The organism is Mesorhizobium sp. Root102, from assembly GCF_001425625.1.
In the GTDB taxonomy this organism is placed as follows: Bacteria; Pseudomonadota; Alphaproteobacteria; order Rhizobiales; family Rhizobiaceae; genus Mesorhizobium.
Genome location: NZ_LMCP01000007.1, coordinates 64,350 through 81,970, shown reverse-complemented (window position 1 = coordinate 81,970; position 17,621 = coordinate 64,350). Strand labels below are relative to the sequence as shown.

The following is a 17,621-nucleotide window of genomic DNA, read 5'->3' as shown; positions in this document are numbered from 1 at the left end:
ATTTGACACTGCAGTGGCTTGCGCGGAACGGATGCATCCCGCCCAACCAAACGACGCCGTGGCAGCCTGGACCAGGACTTCTTTCCAGCGCCCATTTTCCCTGGTCGACACCGGTTGTCTTCAGAACAGCGCTCTGCAATAAATTGCCATGCGCAAGCTTCTTCGGGTGTCTATCACCGCCCTTGCGAAGCTGCCGAAGGCCAGGGACGACACGACGAATATCCTGGGCGTAACGCCCTTGGATCGTGGCTCACTCCGCGTGGGTTCCCAACGTCCGGCCTCGCAGCGCGTCGCTGCCCTCGCCGGACCAACCCGCGGGAGGTTTTGGCTTGCCAAAAATTCATTCAGATCATTTCCGTGCCGGCAGTGCAGGCATTGGCAACTTGACGCTTTGGGAACTGGCGGATCCGGATGCCATGGCTCGGGCAGCCATCGAGCTTTATGGACCGCGCGCGGCGACGGCAGCGGCACATTGCGCACTGACAGCGCATTTCGACGGCCGCACCGGCGACTATCGCTTCTGGTGCTCGGTCTTTTCAGAACTGGGTTGCGGCAGGGGCTGAGCGGATCGGCACGCAAACCGCGGGATCAAATGCGTCGTTGACCATGGCTGAGGCCCAACATTGTCTGCAAGGCCATAGGTTCACGTGTCGATCGGAAGCTGGTTCGACCGCTTGATCTGGGCAAGCGCAAAGCTGGATTCGATCGAGGCAACGCCATCGAGCCGCGTCAGCTTTTCCTTCAGGAAGCGGTCATAGGCATGCAGGTCGCGCACCACCACGCGCAGCAGATAGTCGCGCTGGCCGGTCATCAAATAGCAGTCGACGACCTCCGGCCAGCGCCCGATGGCCGTGTTGAACCGCTCCAGTTCATTCTCGCGCTGGCGCTCTAACTTGATCGAGGCGAACACCGAGATCGGCAGGTCGACGAGATCCTGATCGATGAGGGCGGCGTAACCGGTGATAACGCCCCTATCCTCCATCATGCGTACGCGGCGCGCGCAGGGCGAGGCCGAGAGGCCGACCTGATCGGCAAGTTGCTGCGCCGTCATTCTGCCATCGATCTGAAGCGCGGCGATAATCTTGCGGTCGATATCGTCAAGTCTGGTTTTTGGCACGAACCATTACTCCTTTCGCCCTCATTGGTTAAACTAGCTAAAACAGAGGTCAAATTCAGGCAAGTTTAGCGACAATCGGCTTTTCCTCCGCCCTATGATTTCGAGCGGTTTCACCAGGAGGCTTGGCACTTGGACGGACGGAATTTGGAGGCGCTTTCGGCGCTGGAGAAAAAGGTGCTGTGGCTGTCGGCGTGGATGATCCACAACGCCAATCACCTGCGCGAAAGCACGGACGGACTGAAGGTCGGTGGACACCAGGCGTCGTCGGCTTCACTGGCGACAATCATGACGGCTCTCTATTTTTCCGTCTTGAGACCTGAGGACCGTGTCGCGGTGAAGCCGCATGCCTCGCCGGTGTTCCACGCCATCCAATATCTGCTCGGCAACCAGACTAGGCAGAAGCTCGAAGGGTTCCGGGCTTTCGGTGGTGCGCAGAGCTACCCGTCGCGGACAAAGGATATCGATGATGTCGATTTTTCCACCGGCTCGGTGGGACTGGGCGTCGCGCAGACGCTGTTTGCCTCGTTGGTGCAGGACTATTTGCGCGCCCGCGATGACAGCGTCACGGAGGGCCGCATGGTGGCGCTTATCGGCGACGCCGAGATGGACGAGGGCAACATTTTCGAGGCGCTGCTGGAGGGCTGGAAACATGGCCTGCGCAATTGCTGGTGGATCGTCGACTACAACCGCCAGAGCCTTGATGCCGTCGTGCGCGAGGGCCTTTGGGAGCGCTTCGAAAGCATCTTCCGCAATTTCGGCTGGGACGTCGTCATCCTCAAGCATGGCTCGCTGCAAGAGGCGGCCTTCGCCGAGCCGGGCGGCGAGGCGCTGCGTGCCTGGATCGATGCTTGCCCCAACCAGCTCTATTCGGCGCTGACATTCCAGGGTGGCGTTGCCTGGCGCAAACGCTTGCTCGCCGACATCGGCGATAGTCAGGATTTCGCTTCGCTCCTCGACCGCCGCTCCGATGCCGCCCTCGCAGCGCTAATGGCCAATCTTGGCGGCCACGATCTGCCATCCTTGCTCGACGCGTTCGAGAAGGCACGCAGCAACGACCGGCCGACCTGCTTCATCGCCTATACGATCAAGGGTTTCGGGCTGCCGCTCGCTGGCCACAAGGATAACCATGCCGGCCTGATGACCAAGGATCAGATGGCAATGTTCCGCTCATCGATGTCCGTCGCCGAGGGGCGCGAGTGGGATCATTTCGAAGGGCTTGAGGTCGAGAACCTTGAACTGCGGCGTTTTCTCGACGGGGTTCCGTTCGCGGCCAACGGTCAGCGGCGCCGTCACGCGCAACGCATCCTGGTTCCCGATCATCTTGTCTCGGAAGCCAAGGGCAGCGTCTCCACACAGGTCGGTTTTGGCCGGATCCTGGACGAAATCGCGCGGGCCGGCGGGCCACTCGCCGACGCCATCGTCACCACCTCACCGGATGTGACCGTTTCGACCAACCTCGGCCCATGGGTCAACCGGCGCGGCCTCTTCGCGAGGGAATCGCTGGCCGACACGTTTCGCAACGAACTCATCGCCTCGACGCAGAAATGGGAATTCGGCACGTCCGGCCAGCATATCGAGCTTGGCATCGCCGAGAACAATCTCTTCATCCTGCTGTCGGCGCTGGGTCTGTCGCATTCGATCTTTGGCAAGCGATTGCTGCCGATCGGCACGCTCTACGATCCCTTCATCCAGCGTGGCCTCGATGCGCTCAACTACGCCTGTTACCAGGATGCCCGCTTTCTGTTGGTCGCCACGCCATCGGGGGTCACGCTGGCGCCCGAGGGTGGCGCGCACCAGTCGATCGCCACCCAGTTGATCGGGATGGCGCAGGATGGCCTCGCGGCCTACGAGCCGGCCTTCGTCGATGAACTGAGCGTCATCATGCGCTTTGCGCTGGATTATATGCAGCGAGACGGCGACGCCGTGCAGTCGGAGCGCACGTGGTTGCGCGACGAGACGGGCGGATCAGTCTATCTGCGCCTGTCGACACGACCTGTCGAGCAGATCGCCCGCGCCATGACAGCAGAGCTCGAGCAGGACATTGTCGATGGCGGCTACTGGTTGCGGCACCCTGGCCCGAATGCCGATCTGATCGTCGCCTATACCGGCGCGGTCGCCCCGGAAGCGATTGAGGCGGTCGGTATGATGGCGGAGGACCGTCGCGACGTCGGCCTGCTGGCGGTGACTTCCGCGGATAGGTTGAATGCGGGCTGGACGGCGGCGAGCCGGGCGCGTGAACGCGGTCTCGCCCATGCCAGGAGCCATGTCGAAAGGCTGTTCGCCGAACTCCCGCCACATTGTGCAATCGTCACCGTCACCGACGGGCATCCTGCGGCACTCGGCTGGCTTGGTTCGGTCCGTGGCCACCGAACGCGCAGCCTAGGCGTCGAACACTTTGGCCAGTCCGGGTCGATCGGTGATCTTTACCGGCACTTCGGCATCGACGCCAATTCCATTGCGACAGCTGGTGACCGGATTACGGGTGGTCGGCCGGTGCGCTATTTGCGTGCGCTTGATTGATGCCCTCCGGGTCGCAAGGCTGCCAGAGCGTGATGCAAGACGGCGAGTTGTACCTGTCCGCGCCGTTAGATCCACTTGCGCTTTATGGCGATCCCAAGGGCCTGGTAGGTGGTCACCACGTTGAGCTTTCGACGAATGTTTTGCAGCTGAAACTCGACAGCCCGTCGACTGACGTTGCGAAGTGCCGCGATATCGTCGTTGGTCTTTCCCTGCAGGAGCCATGCAAGGCATTCCAGCTGATAGCTCGTCAGAGGCGAGGGGGCTGCACTCATCAGCCCATCGTCGTTGCGGCTCTGCAGATAGCCATCGACGAACGCACCAAGTGTCAGAACCGAATACGCGTCGGCCAGCATCGTAGTATCGGGTTTCCGCTCACGGGACGAGAAGGTGAAAAGGGCACGCCTGCCGAACCCGTCGAAGATTGGGATGGAAATCCCCGAACGAATGCCAAAATTCCGGGCTTCGCCAAAGAACGTTCGATGAGACTTTCTTGCTTGAACGGGCAGACCGTTCTCTGACCAAGCGTAAGCTCCGCGCATCGGGGATATCGCTTCAACGACTGGGTCCACCTTGGCGAGGCCGCTGTCGAGATAGTGCTTCTGCCACTCCGCCGGGTAGTTCGACATGCCATACACGTCGGCCTCGTGGACCGAGAGATAGGTGAACCATTCAAATCCCTGGGCATTTGCGAACTTGCGCAACGCCTGATCAATGGCGGGCTTGTCTTGCGCTAATTTCAACCAGTCCCGCAGCGTTTCAAACTGTGGCTTCAGAGACTTCATCAACTCTCCTTTTTGCTGCCCCAGCCACAATAAGGTGGTTCTCTTACTCAAGTTCAAGGGGCGAGATCAACCTCCAAAATACAACCACCGCTAGAGGACCGATCAATCACTGTGGATTTTCGCAACCTGGGCGCCCTTCGGAAACCCGTAATGGCCCGCCTGCTCGAACCCTGTTTCTTTCGCGTCGTCGAAGCAGCGCGGAGAAAAAGGCATGCGGCTTGTTGCGGTCCGGAGTGGCGAAAACAGGGTAGGGAACAGGCTCATTGATCAAATGCACACGCTACGGGCGCGCGTGTTCAGTGAACGCCTCGAATGGAATGTAACAGTCAAGTCCGGGCGCGAAACAGATGAGTACGACGCCCTCGATCCGACCTACCTCCTCGCCGTGACGGACGATCTTCGCGATGTCATCGGGTGCGCCCGACTTCTCCCAGGCACCGGGCCGACAATGTTGGGCAGAACGTTTCCGATCCTTCTCGATGGCAATCCCATGCCAAGCCATCCTGGACTGATCGAAAGTTCCCGGTTCTGCGTGGACACGGAGCTTGGGATGAGAAACGCGGCGCGAGGACTCCATAAGGCGACGATGACGCTGTTCGCGGGCATTCTCGAATGGTCGTTGACCAATGGCTATTCCGAAGTCGCGACCGTTACCGACCTTCGCTTCGAAAAGATCCTTCGCAGGGCGGGGCTGCCGTTCAACCGGCTTGGCGCGCAGCACCCGATCGGAAACACCATTGCGATCGCCGGCATCATTCCCGCCACTCTCGAGAACGCCGTTCGCGTTCGGCCGGAGGACTGCGAACCATTCTTCGTAGACCACGCCCCGCTGGCAGCGTGAGGATCGGCCACACACATCGCATCCAGAAAAGATCCCTTCATGACGCCCACGTCGCAATCACACCATCGCCTTGTCCGCAAACTCCGTGAGGCCTTGGGCAGCACGATCTGCAACACGCTTGATGACTCGCTCGTCGTTGAGATCATGCTCAACGCTGACGGTCAGCTCTTCGTCGAGCGGATCGGCGAGCCGATCACTCAGGCAGGCAGGTTGGCGCCGCAGGCGGCCGAGACGATCATTGGTACTGTCGCGCACGCGCTCGGAACCGAAGTGAACCTTAACCGGCCTATCATCTCGGGCGAGTTGCCGATTGGCAGCCATCGTTTTGAGGGTCTGTTGTCGCCGGTGGTCGCTGCGCCAGTGTTTACGATCCGCAAGCGCGCGACGAGGCTGTTCTCGCTCGACAGCTATGTGCGCGACAAGATCATGACCGAATACCAAGCGTCCGTGATCCGCAACGCCGTCGAGAACCGGATGAACATTATCGTTTCCGGCGGCACGGGGACGGGCAAGACCACGCTCACCAACGCGGTGATTGGCGAGATCGTCAGCCTGACGCCGGAACACCGGCTGGTCATTCTTGAGGATACGGCCGAGATCCAATGCGCGGCAGAAAACGCGGTGGCCCTCCATACGACCGAGGCCGTGGATATGAGCCGGCTCCTCAAATCCACGATGCGGCTGAGACCGGATCGGATCATCGTCGGCGAGGTTCGCGATGGGGCAGCTCTCACGCTACTCAAGGCCTGGAATACAGGCCATCCCGGCGGTATCGCCACAATCCACGCGAACAGCGCGCCTTCAGCGTTGACGCGTCTCGAGCAACTGACAGCCGAGGTCAGCTCGAACCCGATGCCAGATATCATAGGCGAGGCGGTTGACCTGGTCATCTCGATCGAACGCACACCGAAGGGCCGGCGTGTTCGAGAACTGCTGGTCATTGAAGGATATCGCAACGGCCAGTACCGCATCGAATCCCACGGCAGCGAAGAGGGGCACCGCCATGTCGCGTAGAGCGATCAAAGTAGCATTTGGATCGACCGGATTTACTACCTTACTCGCCGGACCGGCGTTCGCTGCTGGGGGAGGGGGCGGACTGCCTTGGGAAGGTCCGCTCCAACAGATTCAGCAGTCGATCAACGGACCCGTTGCCGGCACGATCGCACTGGCGGCCGTAGCGATCGCCGGGGCCATGCTGATCTTTGGCGGCGAGTTGAACGATTTCGCGCGGCGGCTGGTTTATGTCGTGCTCGTTGCAGGCATCCTTCTCGGCGCCACGCAGATCGTCGGGCTGTTCGGAGCTGGCGGCGCATCGATCGGCTCGCCTATGGAGACACCCGTCGAGGGACGGGCGCCAGAGCTCTCCAAGGCCGGCACCGATGGCTGAGCGCGTCAGCCACCTCCACCGTGTGAGGATCCATCGCGCACTTTCCCGTCCAAACCTCTTGTTCGGAGCCGACCGGGAGTTGGTGCTCGTGACGGGCTTGGCAAGCGTCATCCTCGTCTTCGTAGTCCTGACCTGGTTCTCCGCGCTGCTTGGCATCGCGATCTGGATCGTCATTGTCGGGATGCTGCGCATGATGGCCAAGGCCGATCCGGTGATGCGGACCGTCTATCTGCGCCACATCCGTTACAGGCCGCACTACCGGCCGACCTCGACGCCCTGGCGACGATACTGAGCGGGATGGAAGTCATGGTTGCGCTCAGAAAATTCCGGTATGCCGGTCCATCGTTTTCGGATCTGCTTCCCTATGCGGGTCTCGTCGACAACGGCATCCTCCTTCTGAAGGACGGATCGCTGCTCGCCGGCTGGTACTTTGCCGGGCCAGATTCCGAAAGCTCGACTGATTTCGAGCGCAACGAGGTCTCGCGCCAGATCAACGCGATCCTCGCTCGCCTCGGCACCGGATGGATGATCCAGGTCGAAGCCGTTCGCGTACCGACCACCGCCTATCCGGCGCGCGAGGACGCCTATTTCCCGGACCCGGTGAGTGCTGCGATCGACGACGAGCGCAGAAAACATTTCGAGGCTGAGAGCGGCCATTTTGAGAGTCGTCACGCGATCCTTCTCACCTATCGTCCGGCGGAGAAGCGCAAGTCAGCTCTGACAAAGTATGTCTATTCAGACGATGCCTCGCGCAACGAGCGCTTTGCCGACATCGTGCTGGGGTATTTCCAAACCGCGGTCCGCGAGTTCGAACAGTACATGGCGAACGTGCTCTCGATCCGGCGCATGGTCACCCAGGAAGCCAGCGAACGCGGCGGAAGCCGGGTCGCGAAGTATGACGAACTCCTGCAGTTCGTCCGCTTCTGCATTGTCGGCGAGAACCATCCAATCCGGTTGCCGGCGATTCCGATGTATCTAGATTTCCTTGTGACGGCTGACTTTCATCATGGTCTGTCGCCCCTGGTCGACAGCCGCTCTCTCACCGTCGTAGCGATCGACGGATTTCCGGCTGAGAGCTGGCCGGGCATCCTCAATTCCCTGGATCTGATGCCGCTGACCTATCGCTGGTCTTCGCGCTTCATGTTTCTCGATGCGATCGAAGCGCGTCAGAAACTCGAACGGACCCGCAAGAAGTGGCAGCAGAAGGTGAAACCCTTCTTCGACCAGCTCTTCCAGACGAACTCCCGGTCCATCGATCAGGATGCCGCCATGATGGTCGCAGAGGCCGAGGATGCGATCGCTGAATCGTCATCGCAGCTTGTCGCTTACGGCTACTACACGCCGGTGATCGTCATATTCGACGAGGACGAGCGCCGGCTTCGCGACAAGGCGGAAGCCGTGCGCCGGCTTGTACAGGCCGAAGGCTTCGGCGCGCGTATCGAGACGCTGAATGCAACGGAAGCGTTTCTCGGAAGCCTGCCGGGGAACTGGTACGCCAACATCCGCGAGCCGCTGATCAATACCCGCAATCTCGCCGACCTCATCCCACTCAACGCAGTGTGGTCGGGAAGTGTTGTTGCTCCCTGCCCGTTCTACCCGGAGAATTCTCAACCGCTCTGCCAGGTCGCGTCCGGGTCAACACCATTCCGGCTCAACCTTCACTCCGGCGACGTCGGTCACACCCTGATCTTCGGCCCAACCGGTTCCGGCAAGTCGACGCTGCTCGGTTTGATCGCAGCACAATTCCGCCGTTACGAGGGCGCGCAGCTCTTCGCCTTCGACAAGGGAAGGTCAATGCTGCCGCTAACGCTGGCTGTCGGTGGCAACCATTACGATGTCGGGGCCGGGGAGGTGCTTTCCTTCTGCCCGCTTTCAGAGCTTGCAACTGATGGCGACCAGGCCTGGGCCGCGGAGTGGATCGAGACGTTGATCGCACTGCAGGGCGTCAAGGTCACGCCCGACCATCGCAATGCGATTTCCCGTCAGTTGGGGCTGATGGCGCAGTCCGAAGGCAAGTCCTTGTCCGACTTCCTGTCCGGCGTGCAATTGCGCGAGATCAAGGACGCTCTTCACCACTACTCGGTCGATGGTCCAATGGGGCACCTGCTCGACGCCGAAGCCGACGGTCTGACACTATCGTCATTCCAGACATTCGAGATCGAGCAGCTCATGAATATGGGGGACAGGACCCTCATTCCGGTTCTGCTCTACCTGTTCCGCCGTATCGAGAAGCGCCTTGCTGGATCGCCCAGTCTTATCATCCTCGACGAGGCCTGGTTGATGCTCGGCCACACCGTGTTCCGCGACAAGATCAGGGAGTGGCTCAAAGTCCTGCGCAAGGCGAACTGCGCGGTAATCCTCGCAACGCAGTCGATCTCCGATGCAGAGCATTCCGGCATCATCGACGTGCTGAAAGAATCCTGTCCGACGAAGATTTGCTTGCCGAACGGGGCTGCGCGGGAGAGCGGCACACGCGAATTCTACGAACGGATCGGCTTCAACGAACGCCAGATCGAGATCGTCGCGACCGCGCTCCCCAAGCGCGAATATTACGTCGTCTCGCCCGAAGGCCGCCGGCTGTTCGACATGGCGCTCGGCCCCATAACACTGTCCTTCGTCGGTGCCGCCGGCAAGGACGATCTCAAGCGCGTCCAGGAATTACGAGACGGTCACGGCCAGCATTGGCCCGCCTTTTGGCTCAAGCAAAGAGGAATCGAGAATGCCGACACAATGCTCAAATCGTAGCGGCGGCACGCGGCGAAGCTCTCTTGCTCCATTGGTCATAATCCTGGCGGGAAGCGTAGCATTAACGTCGGTAGCTCCTATCCGTGCCAATGCCGGCGCCGTGACTGGCAACGCCACGGAATGGACCCAGCTGCTCAACAATTCCGAGCTCATTGGTCTCGTCGGCCAGTCTGCTGAGCAAATCCAGAACCAGGTCACGCAGATCACCCAGCTCGCCGAGCAGATCCAGAACCAGATCCGCATTTACGAAAACATGCTGCAAAATACGGCGAAGCTCCCTACCCAAGTATGGGGGCAGGTCGAGAACGATCTTGGCAAGCTTCAGGGAATCGTGAACCAGGGGCAGGGCATCGCCTTCTCCATGGGCAACGTTGATGATGTCCTGAAGCAGCGGTTCCAGAGTTATGCCGACTTCAAGACCAAACTGCCGGATGGGCAGGACTTTTCCAGCGCGTGGCAAAGCTGGTCGGATACCAACCGCGACACTATCGCCGGCACGCTGAAAGCAGCCAATCTGACCGCCGAGCAATTCTCCACCGAGGAAACAACGATGCGCCAACTCCGTTCGATGTCGGAGTCGTCGGATGGGCAGATGAAGGCATTGCAGGTTGGACATCAGATCGCCGCGCAGCAAGTCGCCCAAACTCAAAAACTGCGTGGGCTCGTTGCCCAGCAGATGACCATGATGGGAACGTGGTACGCCTCTGAACAGGCTGACCTCGATCTGGCGACCGCCACTGAACAGAAATATTTCGGCACACCGTCGGGCGTCACTCCGGGCGGTGGTCAGGACTTCAGGCCGCAGTGGTGACGCCAATGATCACGAAGCTTCAAATCTTTCTCGCCGCTACCCTTGTGATCAGCGTCGTACTTGTTGCCATCGTATTCCTCATCGCTCCCGCAAACGATCTACCGCCTACGCCTGATTCGGCCAAAACATCCGATGTCATTTCACGGCCCAGCGACGTGACACCCGGAAACGGACAGGATTTCAAGCCGAAATGGTAGCGGTATTGAAAGCCCGTATTGCAATTCCATTGGTCGTTCTCGTAGTCCTGTTCGCCACATCCGCGACGGCGCAGGTGCCTGACAGCATCTTGGACACGCTTCAGAACGACATAACGGCGGAGGCCAGAAGCTGGGAGTCAAATCTTCTGGCCTCTGCTCGGACGCTCTTCTTTCTGCTCGCACTCATCGAGGTTGGAATCGCGGCCGCCTGGCTCGCGATCAACACGGCAACGCTTGAGCAGTGGTTTGGAGAACTCGTCCGCCGCATCATGTTCATTGGCTTTTTCCTCTTCATTCTCACGCAGGGTCCTGCACTCGGAAAGGCTATCGTGGATAGCCTTTGGTTGATTGGGAGCGGTAACGGAAAGCTTTCGCCCGCGGACATCTTCGATAGTGGCATAGCCGTCGCTGATCGCCTTGGCGCTGCCGCAGAAGCGCTTCCATGGCGCGCAATCGCGCAAAAGCTTCTGCTTGGTATTTGCGGCATTCTTGTCGTTCTTGGCATGGGCCTACTTGCGGCCATCCTACTTGCCGTCATCGTTGAAATGTATCTCGGCTTGATTGCCGGCATGATTCTGCTCGGATTCGGTGGCTCGTCTTTCACCAAGGACTTTGCAGTCAAATACATGGTCTACGCTTTCTCAGTCGGCATGAAGATCATGGCGCTTGTCATGATCGCCTCGATCGCGGCGAATGTCCTGACAAGTCTGGCGGCCAATCCGGCGCTTCTGGAAGCCTATTCCGGACCGATCGTGCTCGCCGCTCTGGCAATCATCTCTTTCATCCTAGGCATGTACGTGCCGGGCATCATCCAGGGCCTCGTGCAGGGCGTCTCTGTTGGCAGTGGCATGGAAGCCATTCGATCGGCACAAGGAACCGGGTCTTATGCAGCGTCTTCAGGTCGCGTAGCAGCAGGAGGTGTTGCTCTAATAGGCAGCGGAGCTGCTGCCGGAGCATCCACTGCAATTGAATCCTCACGATCCGGGTCCTCGGCAGGTATAGCCGTTGCCAAGGGTATCTTCGCCGGCATTGCTCAAACAGGCGGTGCATTGGCATCCGCCGCGAAGGACCAGGCGATCGGCGCACCCGGGTCCTACGGAACATCGACACTCGGCTTGGCCAACGCCAAGCTCGATGCTGGTCGCTCGGCGCCCAAACCACGTCCCGGTTCCGGTAGCTCCGGCTTGGCCCCTAAGAAATAACCTCCTCTCACAGAATCGAGACCACAGATGGCCAGACGAGACCATCCGGACAACCCGTATCTTGCCGCCCGCCAGGAATGGAACGAGCGCTACGGAAGCTATGTGAAGGCTACGAGCGCCTGGCGCATCGTCGGTATCACCGGCATGACCATGGCGGTGATCGGGTTCTCCTACGCGCTCTATCAGACCACACAGGTGAAGCTGGTGCCCTATATCGTCGAGGTCGACAAATTGGGCGCCGCGGCGGTAGCCGGTTTTCCGCAGCAGATCGAGTACGCCGACCCACGCGTCGTTCGTGCGACCCTTGGCGGCTTCATCACATCCTTCCGGTCGATCACGCCCGATGCGGTCGTCCAGAAACAATATATCGACCGCACCTACGCGCTGCTCCGGACGTCGGATCCCGCTACCGAAAAGATCAACAGCTGGTTTCGAGGCAATTCGCCCTTCGAGAAAGCCAAGACCGCGACAGTGGCGATCGAGGTGAACAACGTCGTCGCTCTGTCCAACCAGAGCTACCAGATCGACTGGACGGAATTTGAGCGAGACCGGAAAGGCAAGGAAACAGCTACCCGCCGTTTTCGAGGCGTTGCTACCGTTACGCTCACCCCGCCGCAGGATGAGGAAATCATCCGTCTGAACCCGATCGGATTGTATCTCCGCGATTTCGATTGGACCGCGCAACTATGACGTCCTTGAGGTTTTCACCATGATCCCATCATCCATGCGTGAGGGAGCCCGCATCGCCATGCTCGCACTATTATCGGCGTCGATCTGTGCCACGTCGGCAGCGGCCCAAGATATGAGCGCCAACGAGACGAAAGGCACCAGCATATCCGGCAAGTGGCGGGGCTCGCGCGGTCTGGTCACCAAAGGTGCCGACGGAAAGGTCATATTCCTTTATGGCGAGGTGCAGCCGTCCGTTGTCTGTTCACCGCTGCAGGTTTGTGACATTGAATTGCAGGCCGGTGAGATCGTTCGCGATGTCCTGGTTGGCGACACCGTGCGTTGGAAGGTTGAACCGGCGACATCGGGCGCGGTCGGCGGCCAGGCGGTCCACTTGATCGTCAAGCCCTCCGAACCCGACCTTGTCTCATCGATGGTCGTGACGACGTCGCGGCGGACCTATCATATCCAGCTCAAATCGCACCAGACGCAGTACATGGCCCGTGTCGGGTTCGAGTATCCGGAGGACGTCGACCAGAAACTCGCCGAGATCAACACGCGGATGGAGGCGAGCACGATTCCGGGCGCCGGCGTCCCGGCTGAGAATCTCAACTTTGGCTATCGGACAAGTGGCCGGGCACGGTGGAAGCCAACCCGTGTCTATTCCGACGGGACGAAAACCTACATCCAGTTCCCGTCTTCCTTTCCCGGCCAGGACGCGCCTGTGCTCTTCGTCGTCTCAGGCGGCGAGAACCGGATCGTCAACTACAGGCTGAAAGGCACGGTGATGATCGTCGACTACATGGTCGACCGCGCGGTTCTCGTCTCCGGCGTCGGCTGGAAACAGGAGAAGATCACCATCAAGAGGGGAGGGTAATCATAGCGTATCTTCGAATGACCGGACCGTTCACATCGCTCACCCGGATTGCGACAGTAGCCGTGTTTTGCGCTGGTATCAGCGCATGCCAGATCAGGGGTGAGCGGGGTCTCACCGCAAGCGCCGACAAAGCCCAGCTTTCTTCCACAGCCGCCAATGCAATAGCCGGCGACATGGTGAGCAAGCTCGCCGAGGTCGTTGGGCCCGGCACGGGCACCATTGTCCTCAAATCCGATGGTACGCCCTTCGACGAGGCCATGAAATCGTCATTGAGGGGCTGGGGCTACGCCGTGGCTACGCCCGATCAGAAAACCGACGGCAGCAAGCTCATCCAGCTCGCCTATGTCGTCGACAGTTTCGAGGGCAGCGTGCTCGCCCGTCTGTCGACGTCGACTGTGGATATAGGCCGAGCTTACACGGTGACAAGCACGGGCGCTGCCCCCTCGAGCCCGCTTTCCATCATGCGGCGCGGCTAGGGGAGGGCACTGATGTCTTCACTCGACATATCGCCGAAGCCGCTCGGCGCCAACGATGGCGCTCCCCGCATTCGCCGCCTCAACCGGTTGCCGGTGATCGCAGCGATCATGCTCGCCATCCTGTTCTTCGGCGTGATCATCTACGGGCTGTCGCAGCGCGGTCTGTATTTTCGCGGAGATGACGGCATCGGCTCGGCCTCGAACTCTCCGCCCGCGCGAGACTTCGCCGACCAGCTCAAGCGGGGAGTGTCCGATGGCGTCATAGACGCGCCCGTCGAGCCTTCGCTCTTCCGACCGTCACCTGCACCGACGGCCACCACGCCGCCTCCAGCCAATCCGTTCAAGCCGGCACCCGTGACAAGTGAATCCACCGCCGTGGCGGAACCAGCAATCGAGCCGGAACGCATCTGGCGCGCGCGCCTCCAGCGTGAACAGGACGAACAATATCTACGCGAGCGGCATCGCCAGCGCATGGCCCGGCTTCAGGCGAATGACGCAGCTTACGATTCGCCAATCGCCGTCGGTATCGGTGACGAAGGCCAACGGGATGCAGGCAACGGGGCTACTCCCGATGCCGCCGGCGCCAATACGTCTCGAGCCGGCGCCGCCGACCTCTATGCGGCCGCAATGCGAGCGGGTCTTTCCGGCCAGAGCGACGCGAACGGGCAGGGCGACAAGACCGGCTTCTTCAATCAGGATATCAAGGATCTCGGCTACCTGCCCAACCAGGTCGTTCCCCAATTGTCGCCATATGAACTCAAACGGGGTTCGGTCATCCCGGCCACCCTCATCACCGGCGTCAACTCGGACCTTCCGGGCCGAATTACCGCTCAGGTCTCCCAGAACGTCTATGATAGCGCCACCGGACATCGCTTGCTCCTACCCCAAGGCGCGAAACTCTTCGGCAGGTACGATTCGAGCGTCACTTTCGGCCAGCGCCGCGTCCTAGTCGTTTGGACCGACATCATCTTCCCGAACGGCGCCACGCTGCAGATCGGCGGCATGGCCGGCACGGATGTGCAAGGCTATGGCGGCTTCAACGACAGAGTGAACAATCACTATTTCAGGATTTTCGGTTCGGCCATCCTGATCGCGGCGATCGGCGCCGGCGTCGACATGGCTATCCCCGAAGATCGCAACGCGCTCGGCTCCGAAAACAGTGCGGAAAATTCGGCCAGGCGGTCCTTCGCGGAGACCTTCGGCCGTGTGGCCGAGCGCACAATCTCGAAGAACATCGATGTCCAGCCGACGCTCGAAATCCGGCCCGGCTACAAGTTCAACATCCTTGTCGATCAGGACATCGTGTTTCCGGGAGCCTACAAATCGTGAATTGTGCGTGCGGATCGACCTGATCGGGGTGAAGCTACTCAGCTGCTCACTGTTGTCGGCGAGCGCATGATCCGTTGGGTTGAACAGCATCGCCTATACGGCGCTGGAAACCCTGACAATCGGTCGGAAGGGCATCGCCGTGACCCGAAGCTTAGGCCGGCCGGTGGCCTCACTCGTCGAGATGCAGCAGGCGATGGCGGCCTTGCTACTCGCGCGGTGGAAAAGCTGCGGCGACATCGACTGGCGGGGGTGCAGGGTTTGGTATTCCTGCACAGCACCGCCTTCACCGGCGACAAGCGGAGCCATACGGGCAAGGCCATCGATTTCCTCGGGCCAGCCGACGACACCCAAGACTAGTCGTCGCCGCGACCAAGGCGGCAGAGGCTGCTTGGTGGGACGGCCACCGGTGCGCGAAGTCCGTCCTCCTGCTAACCAAGCTGGCGCCGATTACCATGTGTAAGCGTACTTGCTCGCAACGATCGATAGGCGCAGAGCGGCGCCGAATGGGCGAGGTGATCGCCCTACCTTGCCTGCCGTCACGGGTTGCTGGCTGGTCGACGAAGTTTCAGCGGAAGTCGCCATATTACACAACCCGATGGAGCGATTGCCCAGTGTGGTTTCTACTTCGTAAATTTTATCTATAAGCGCCCTTGCAAGTAAGCGTTCGAAGTCACACTTGTCGGCAACACTTTGTGATGGAAGGCATTGGCAATATTTTTTAGGGTCGATTGGGGAGGGTAACCATATGGCAGATTATTTTGAAATCGACTTTCTTGGTGTCGAAACCAAGAAGAGCGGCGACGCCATTACGCTACGCTACGAGAAAGATGGCGCGACTTACATCCATGTCGTCGACGGCGGCTATGCGACGACCGGCGAGGCGCTACGCGATCATATTGTTGCGCATTACGGCAATCCACAATTTATCGACCACGTTGTCGCCACGCATAATGACGGCGACCACGCGCGCGGCCTCATCGCTATCCTCGAGCATTTTGAGGTCGGCTCCCTGTGGATGCTTCGCCCATGGCTGTATGCCGAAGAAATTATTGGGAGATTCGAGACCTACACGAGCGTCGATCGCCTCCGGTCCGCCCTGCGGTCGGCCTATGCCAACCTCACCGCCCTTGAGGATATTGCGATCAGAAAAGGAATTCAGATCCGTGAGCCCTTCCAAGGCGCGGCCATCGGCGCTTTCCGCGTCATGGCCCCGACGCGCGCTCGCTTCCTCGATCTCGTCGTCACATCCAACAAGACGCCGGAGGCCAAGGTTGAAGAGGTTGCGAGCGGCGGTATTTTCACGACTCTGCTCGAGAAGGCTATCACGGCCGTGGCTCTCATCAGAGCGGCGTGGGGCGCCGAGGCATTCCCGGCCGAGGACACCAGCAACGAAAATGAGATGAGTGTGGTGCAGTTTGCCGAGATGTGCGGCGAAAAGATCCTGTTGACAGCGGATACCGGCCGGGACGGATTGGCGGAAGTCATTGATTACGCGCCTATGGCAGGGCTTACGCTTCCAGGGATCAATCGTTTCCAAGTTCCGCACCACGGCGGCCGGCGTAACCTGACATCCGATTTGCTGGACTCCATTCTTGGTCCGCGCCTCGAGAACCCGCCTGTTCAGGGCCACTTTACGGCGATCATCAGTTCAGCCAAAGAAGATGAAGATCATCCGCGAAAGGTGGTCATGCGCTCGGTGATCCATCGCGGCGCAAACCTGCACATGACCGAGGGCAGAGATATCCGGTCGTCATCCGCCGACGCACCTGCCAGAAACGGATGGAGTGCCCTCACACCGGCAACCTATCCAGATGAGTACGAGGAATAGCTTGTGGCAATTCCTCTTACCACCGACTTTGCGCAGATGTTTGATGGCTATGGCCGCCAGGCCAGGCTGTTTCCGGGGCTGCTGACTATTTTTCCGCCTTTGCTGGCCGTCATGGCATGGTTCCCATGGCTGATCGTATCGAGCGTCGCAGCCACGCTTCTGACGATCGCCACCTCATGTGGTCTGCTTTATGCCCTCGGATCCTGGGCACGCACCAAGGGGCGACGCATCGAGCCCGGTCTGCGCAAGCGATGGGGCGGCTGGCCGACGACGATCCTTCTGCGGCACACCAGCGAGCTCGACGTGCACACCCGCCGCCGCTACCACGCATTCTTGGGCGCAGCCGTCCCGGACCTACCGGCTTTTCCGACCGCTGAGCAGGAAGCTGCGGACCTTGCTGCCGCCAATGCCGTCTACGATTCGGCCGTTGTCTGGCTCAAGGAGCGGGCGAGGGGCAAGGAGTTCGCAATGGTGAACCGCGAGAACGCCCAGTATGGCTTTCGCCGGAACCTGCGCGGTCTCAAGCCGATCGGCATCACCGCCTGCATCATCACCCTGCTGGCTTCCGTAAGCGCCATCATTTACAGCAATCCCGGCTTCATCGACCTCGTGCAGACGCACGAGTGGCGGGCCGCGATCGCGGTTCTGACCCCGCTGGGTCCAGCGGTGTTGTCCTCCATGGTAGTGAACGCGTTTTCGATACTCATCTGGATCTGTGTGGTGACGAACCGGTGGGTGTGGGAAGCCGGAATCCAGTATGCCACTGCCTTGCTCGCGACCTGTGACAAGGCCCAGCCGCAGCAAACGCCTGCGGTACGCAATGCCGCGAGCACCGGCACCTGA

18 protein-coding genes are annotated in these 17,621 nt (G+C 60.2%); 16 read left to right on the top strand and 2 right to left on the bottom strand.

Annotation, left to right across the window (positions count from 1 at the left end):
* Window positions 1-329 precede the first annotated feature (329 nt).
* The gene (locus ASD12_RS08565) at window positions 330-563 is read left to right on the top strand and encodes a hypothetical protein (RefSeq protein ID WP_056584118.1); all 234 of its coding nucleotides are present in this window, start codon (window positions 330-332) and stop codon (window positions 561-563) included.
* An 80-nt stretch (window positions 564-643) separates the two neighbouring features.
* On the opposite strand, the gene ASD12_RS08560 is transcribed toward ASD12_RS08565, so the two are convergent.
* On the bottom strand, window positions 644-1,117 hold the full coding sequence (locus ASD12_RS08560) for an Lrp/AsnC family transcriptional regulator (RefSeq protein WP_056584114.1): 474 nt from the start codon (window positions 1,115-1,117) through the stop codon (window positions 644-646).
* A gap of 195 nt (window positions 1,118-1,312) precedes the next feature.
* Here ASD12_RS08560 and ASD12_RS08555 point away from each other — a divergent pair, with 195 nt between their 5' ends.
* A complete protein-coding gene (locus ASD12_RS08555) occupies window positions 1,313-3,637 on the top strand; it encodes a transketolase (RefSeq protein ID WP_082525336.1) in 2,325 nt (774 codons plus the stop codon).
* Window positions 3,638-3,702: 65 nt separating this feature from the next.
* Here ASD12_RS08555 and ASD12_RS08550 read toward each other — a convergent pair whose 3' ends face one another.
* Window positions 3,703-4,419, bottom strand: coding sequence for an autoinducer binding domain-containing protein (locus ASD12_RS08550; protein WP_056584109.1), 717 nt, complete (start codon window positions 4,417-4,419; stop codon window positions 3,703-3,705).
* 211 nt (window positions 4,420-4,630) lie between these two features.
* On the opposite strand from ASD12_RS08550, the gene ASD12_RS08545 reads away from it, so the two are divergent.
* The 14 genes from ASD12_RS08545 (at window position 4,631) to ASD12_RS08480 (ending at window position 17,621) form a co-directional block, all read left to right on the top strand.
* Window positions 4,631-5,260, top strand: coding sequence for an acyl-homoserine-lactone synthase (locus ASD12_RS08545; RefSeq protein ID WP_056584106.1), 630 nt, complete (start codon window positions 4,631-4,633; stop codon window positions 5,258-5,260).
* A gap of 39 nt (window positions 5,261-5,299) precedes the next feature.
* The gene (gene trbB, locus ASD12_RS08540; protein ID WP_056584103.1) at window positions 5,300-6,274 is read left to right on the top strand and encodes a P-type conjugative transfer ATPase TrbB; all 975 of its coding nucleotides are present in this window, start codon (window positions 5,300-5,302) and stop codon (window positions 6,272-6,274) included.
* Window positions 6,264-6,647 carry a TrbC/VirB2 family protein gene (locus ASD12_RS08535; RefSeq protein ID WP_056584099.1) on the top strand — a complete coding sequence of 128 codons (384 nt, stop codon included), beginning with the start codon at window positions 6,264-6,266 and terminating at the stop codon, window positions 6,645-6,647. Before trbB ends, ASD12_RS08535 begins: the two co-directional genes overlap by 11 nt.
* Window positions 6,640-6,939, top strand: a complete 300-nt coding sequence (locus ASD12_RS08530; RefSeq protein ID WP_056584097.1) for a conjugal transfer protein TrbD — start codon at window positions 6,640-6,642, stop codon at window positions 6,937-6,939. Before ASD12_RS08535 ends, ASD12_RS08530 begins: the two co-directional genes overlap by 8 nt.
* Window positions 6,940-6,953: 14 nt before the next feature.
* Window positions 6,954-9,392, top strand: coding sequence for a conjugal transfer protein TrbE (locus ASD12_RS08525; protein ID WP_056584266.1), 2,439 nt, complete (start codon window positions 6,954-6,956; stop codon window positions 9,390-9,392).
* A 31-nt stretch (window positions 9,393-9,423) separates the two neighbouring features.
* A complete protein-coding gene (trbJ, locus tag ASD12_RS08520) occupies window positions 9,424-10,203 on the top strand; it encodes a P-type conjugative transfer protein TrbJ (protein WP_244482791.1) in 780 nt (259 codons plus the stop codon).
* A gap of 190 nt (window positions 10,204-10,393) precedes the next feature.
* The gene (gene trbL, locus ASD12_RS08510) at window positions 10,394-11,602 is read left to right on the top strand and encodes a P-type conjugative transfer protein TrbL (protein ID WP_056584088.1); all 1,209 of its coding nucleotides are present in this window, start codon (window positions 10,394-10,396) and stop codon (window positions 11,600-11,602) included.
* A gap of 27 nt (window positions 11,603-11,629) precedes the next feature.
* Window positions 11,630-12,292 (top strand): conjugal transfer protein TrbF, encoded by a 663-nt coding sequence (locus ASD12_RS08505; protein ID WP_056584085.1) that lies wholly within the window; start codon window positions 11,630-11,632, stop codon window positions 12,290-12,292.
* A 58-nt stretch (window positions 12,293-12,350) separates the two neighbouring features.
* Window positions 12,351-13,145 carry a P-type conjugative transfer protein TrbG gene (trbG, locus tag ASD12_RS08500; protein ID WP_244482802.1) on the top strand — a complete coding sequence of 265 codons (795 nt, stop codon included), beginning with the start codon at window positions 12,351-12,353 and terminating at the stop codon, window positions 13,143-13,145.
* A gap of 17 nt (window positions 13,146-13,162) precedes the next feature.
* Window positions 13,163-13,621, top strand: coding sequence for a conjugal transfer protein TrbH (gene trbH / locus ASD12_RS08495; RefSeq protein ID WP_056584080.1), 459 nt, complete (start codon window positions 13,163-13,165; stop codon window positions 13,619-13,621).
* Window positions 13,622-13,633: 12 nt separating this feature from the next.
* A complete protein-coding gene (gene trbI / locus ASD12_RS08490) occupies window positions 13,634-14,950 on the top strand; it encodes an IncP-type conjugal transfer protein TrbI (protein WP_056584077.1) in 1,317 nt (438 codons plus the stop codon).
* A gap of 66 nt (window positions 14,951-15,016) precedes the next feature.
* The gene (locus ASD12_RS34015) at window positions 15,017-15,307 is read left to right on the top strand and encodes a hypothetical protein (protein WP_156398551.1); all 291 of its coding nucleotides are present in this window, start codon (window positions 15,017-15,019) and stop codon (window positions 15,305-15,307) included.
* A 388-nt stretch (window positions 15,308-15,695) separates the two neighbouring features.
* Window positions 15,696-16,778, top strand: coding sequence for an MBL fold metallo-hydrolase (locus ASD12_RS08485; RefSeq protein WP_056584074.1), 1,083 nt, complete (start codon window positions 15,696-15,698; stop codon window positions 16,776-16,778).
* A gap of 3 nt (window positions 16,779-16,781) precedes the next feature.
* Window positions 16,782-17,621: a hypothetical protein gene (locus ASD12_RS08480; RefSeq protein ID WP_156398549.1), complete on the top strand. Its 840-nt coding sequence runs from the start codon at window positions 16,782-16,784 to the stop codon at window positions 17,619-17,621.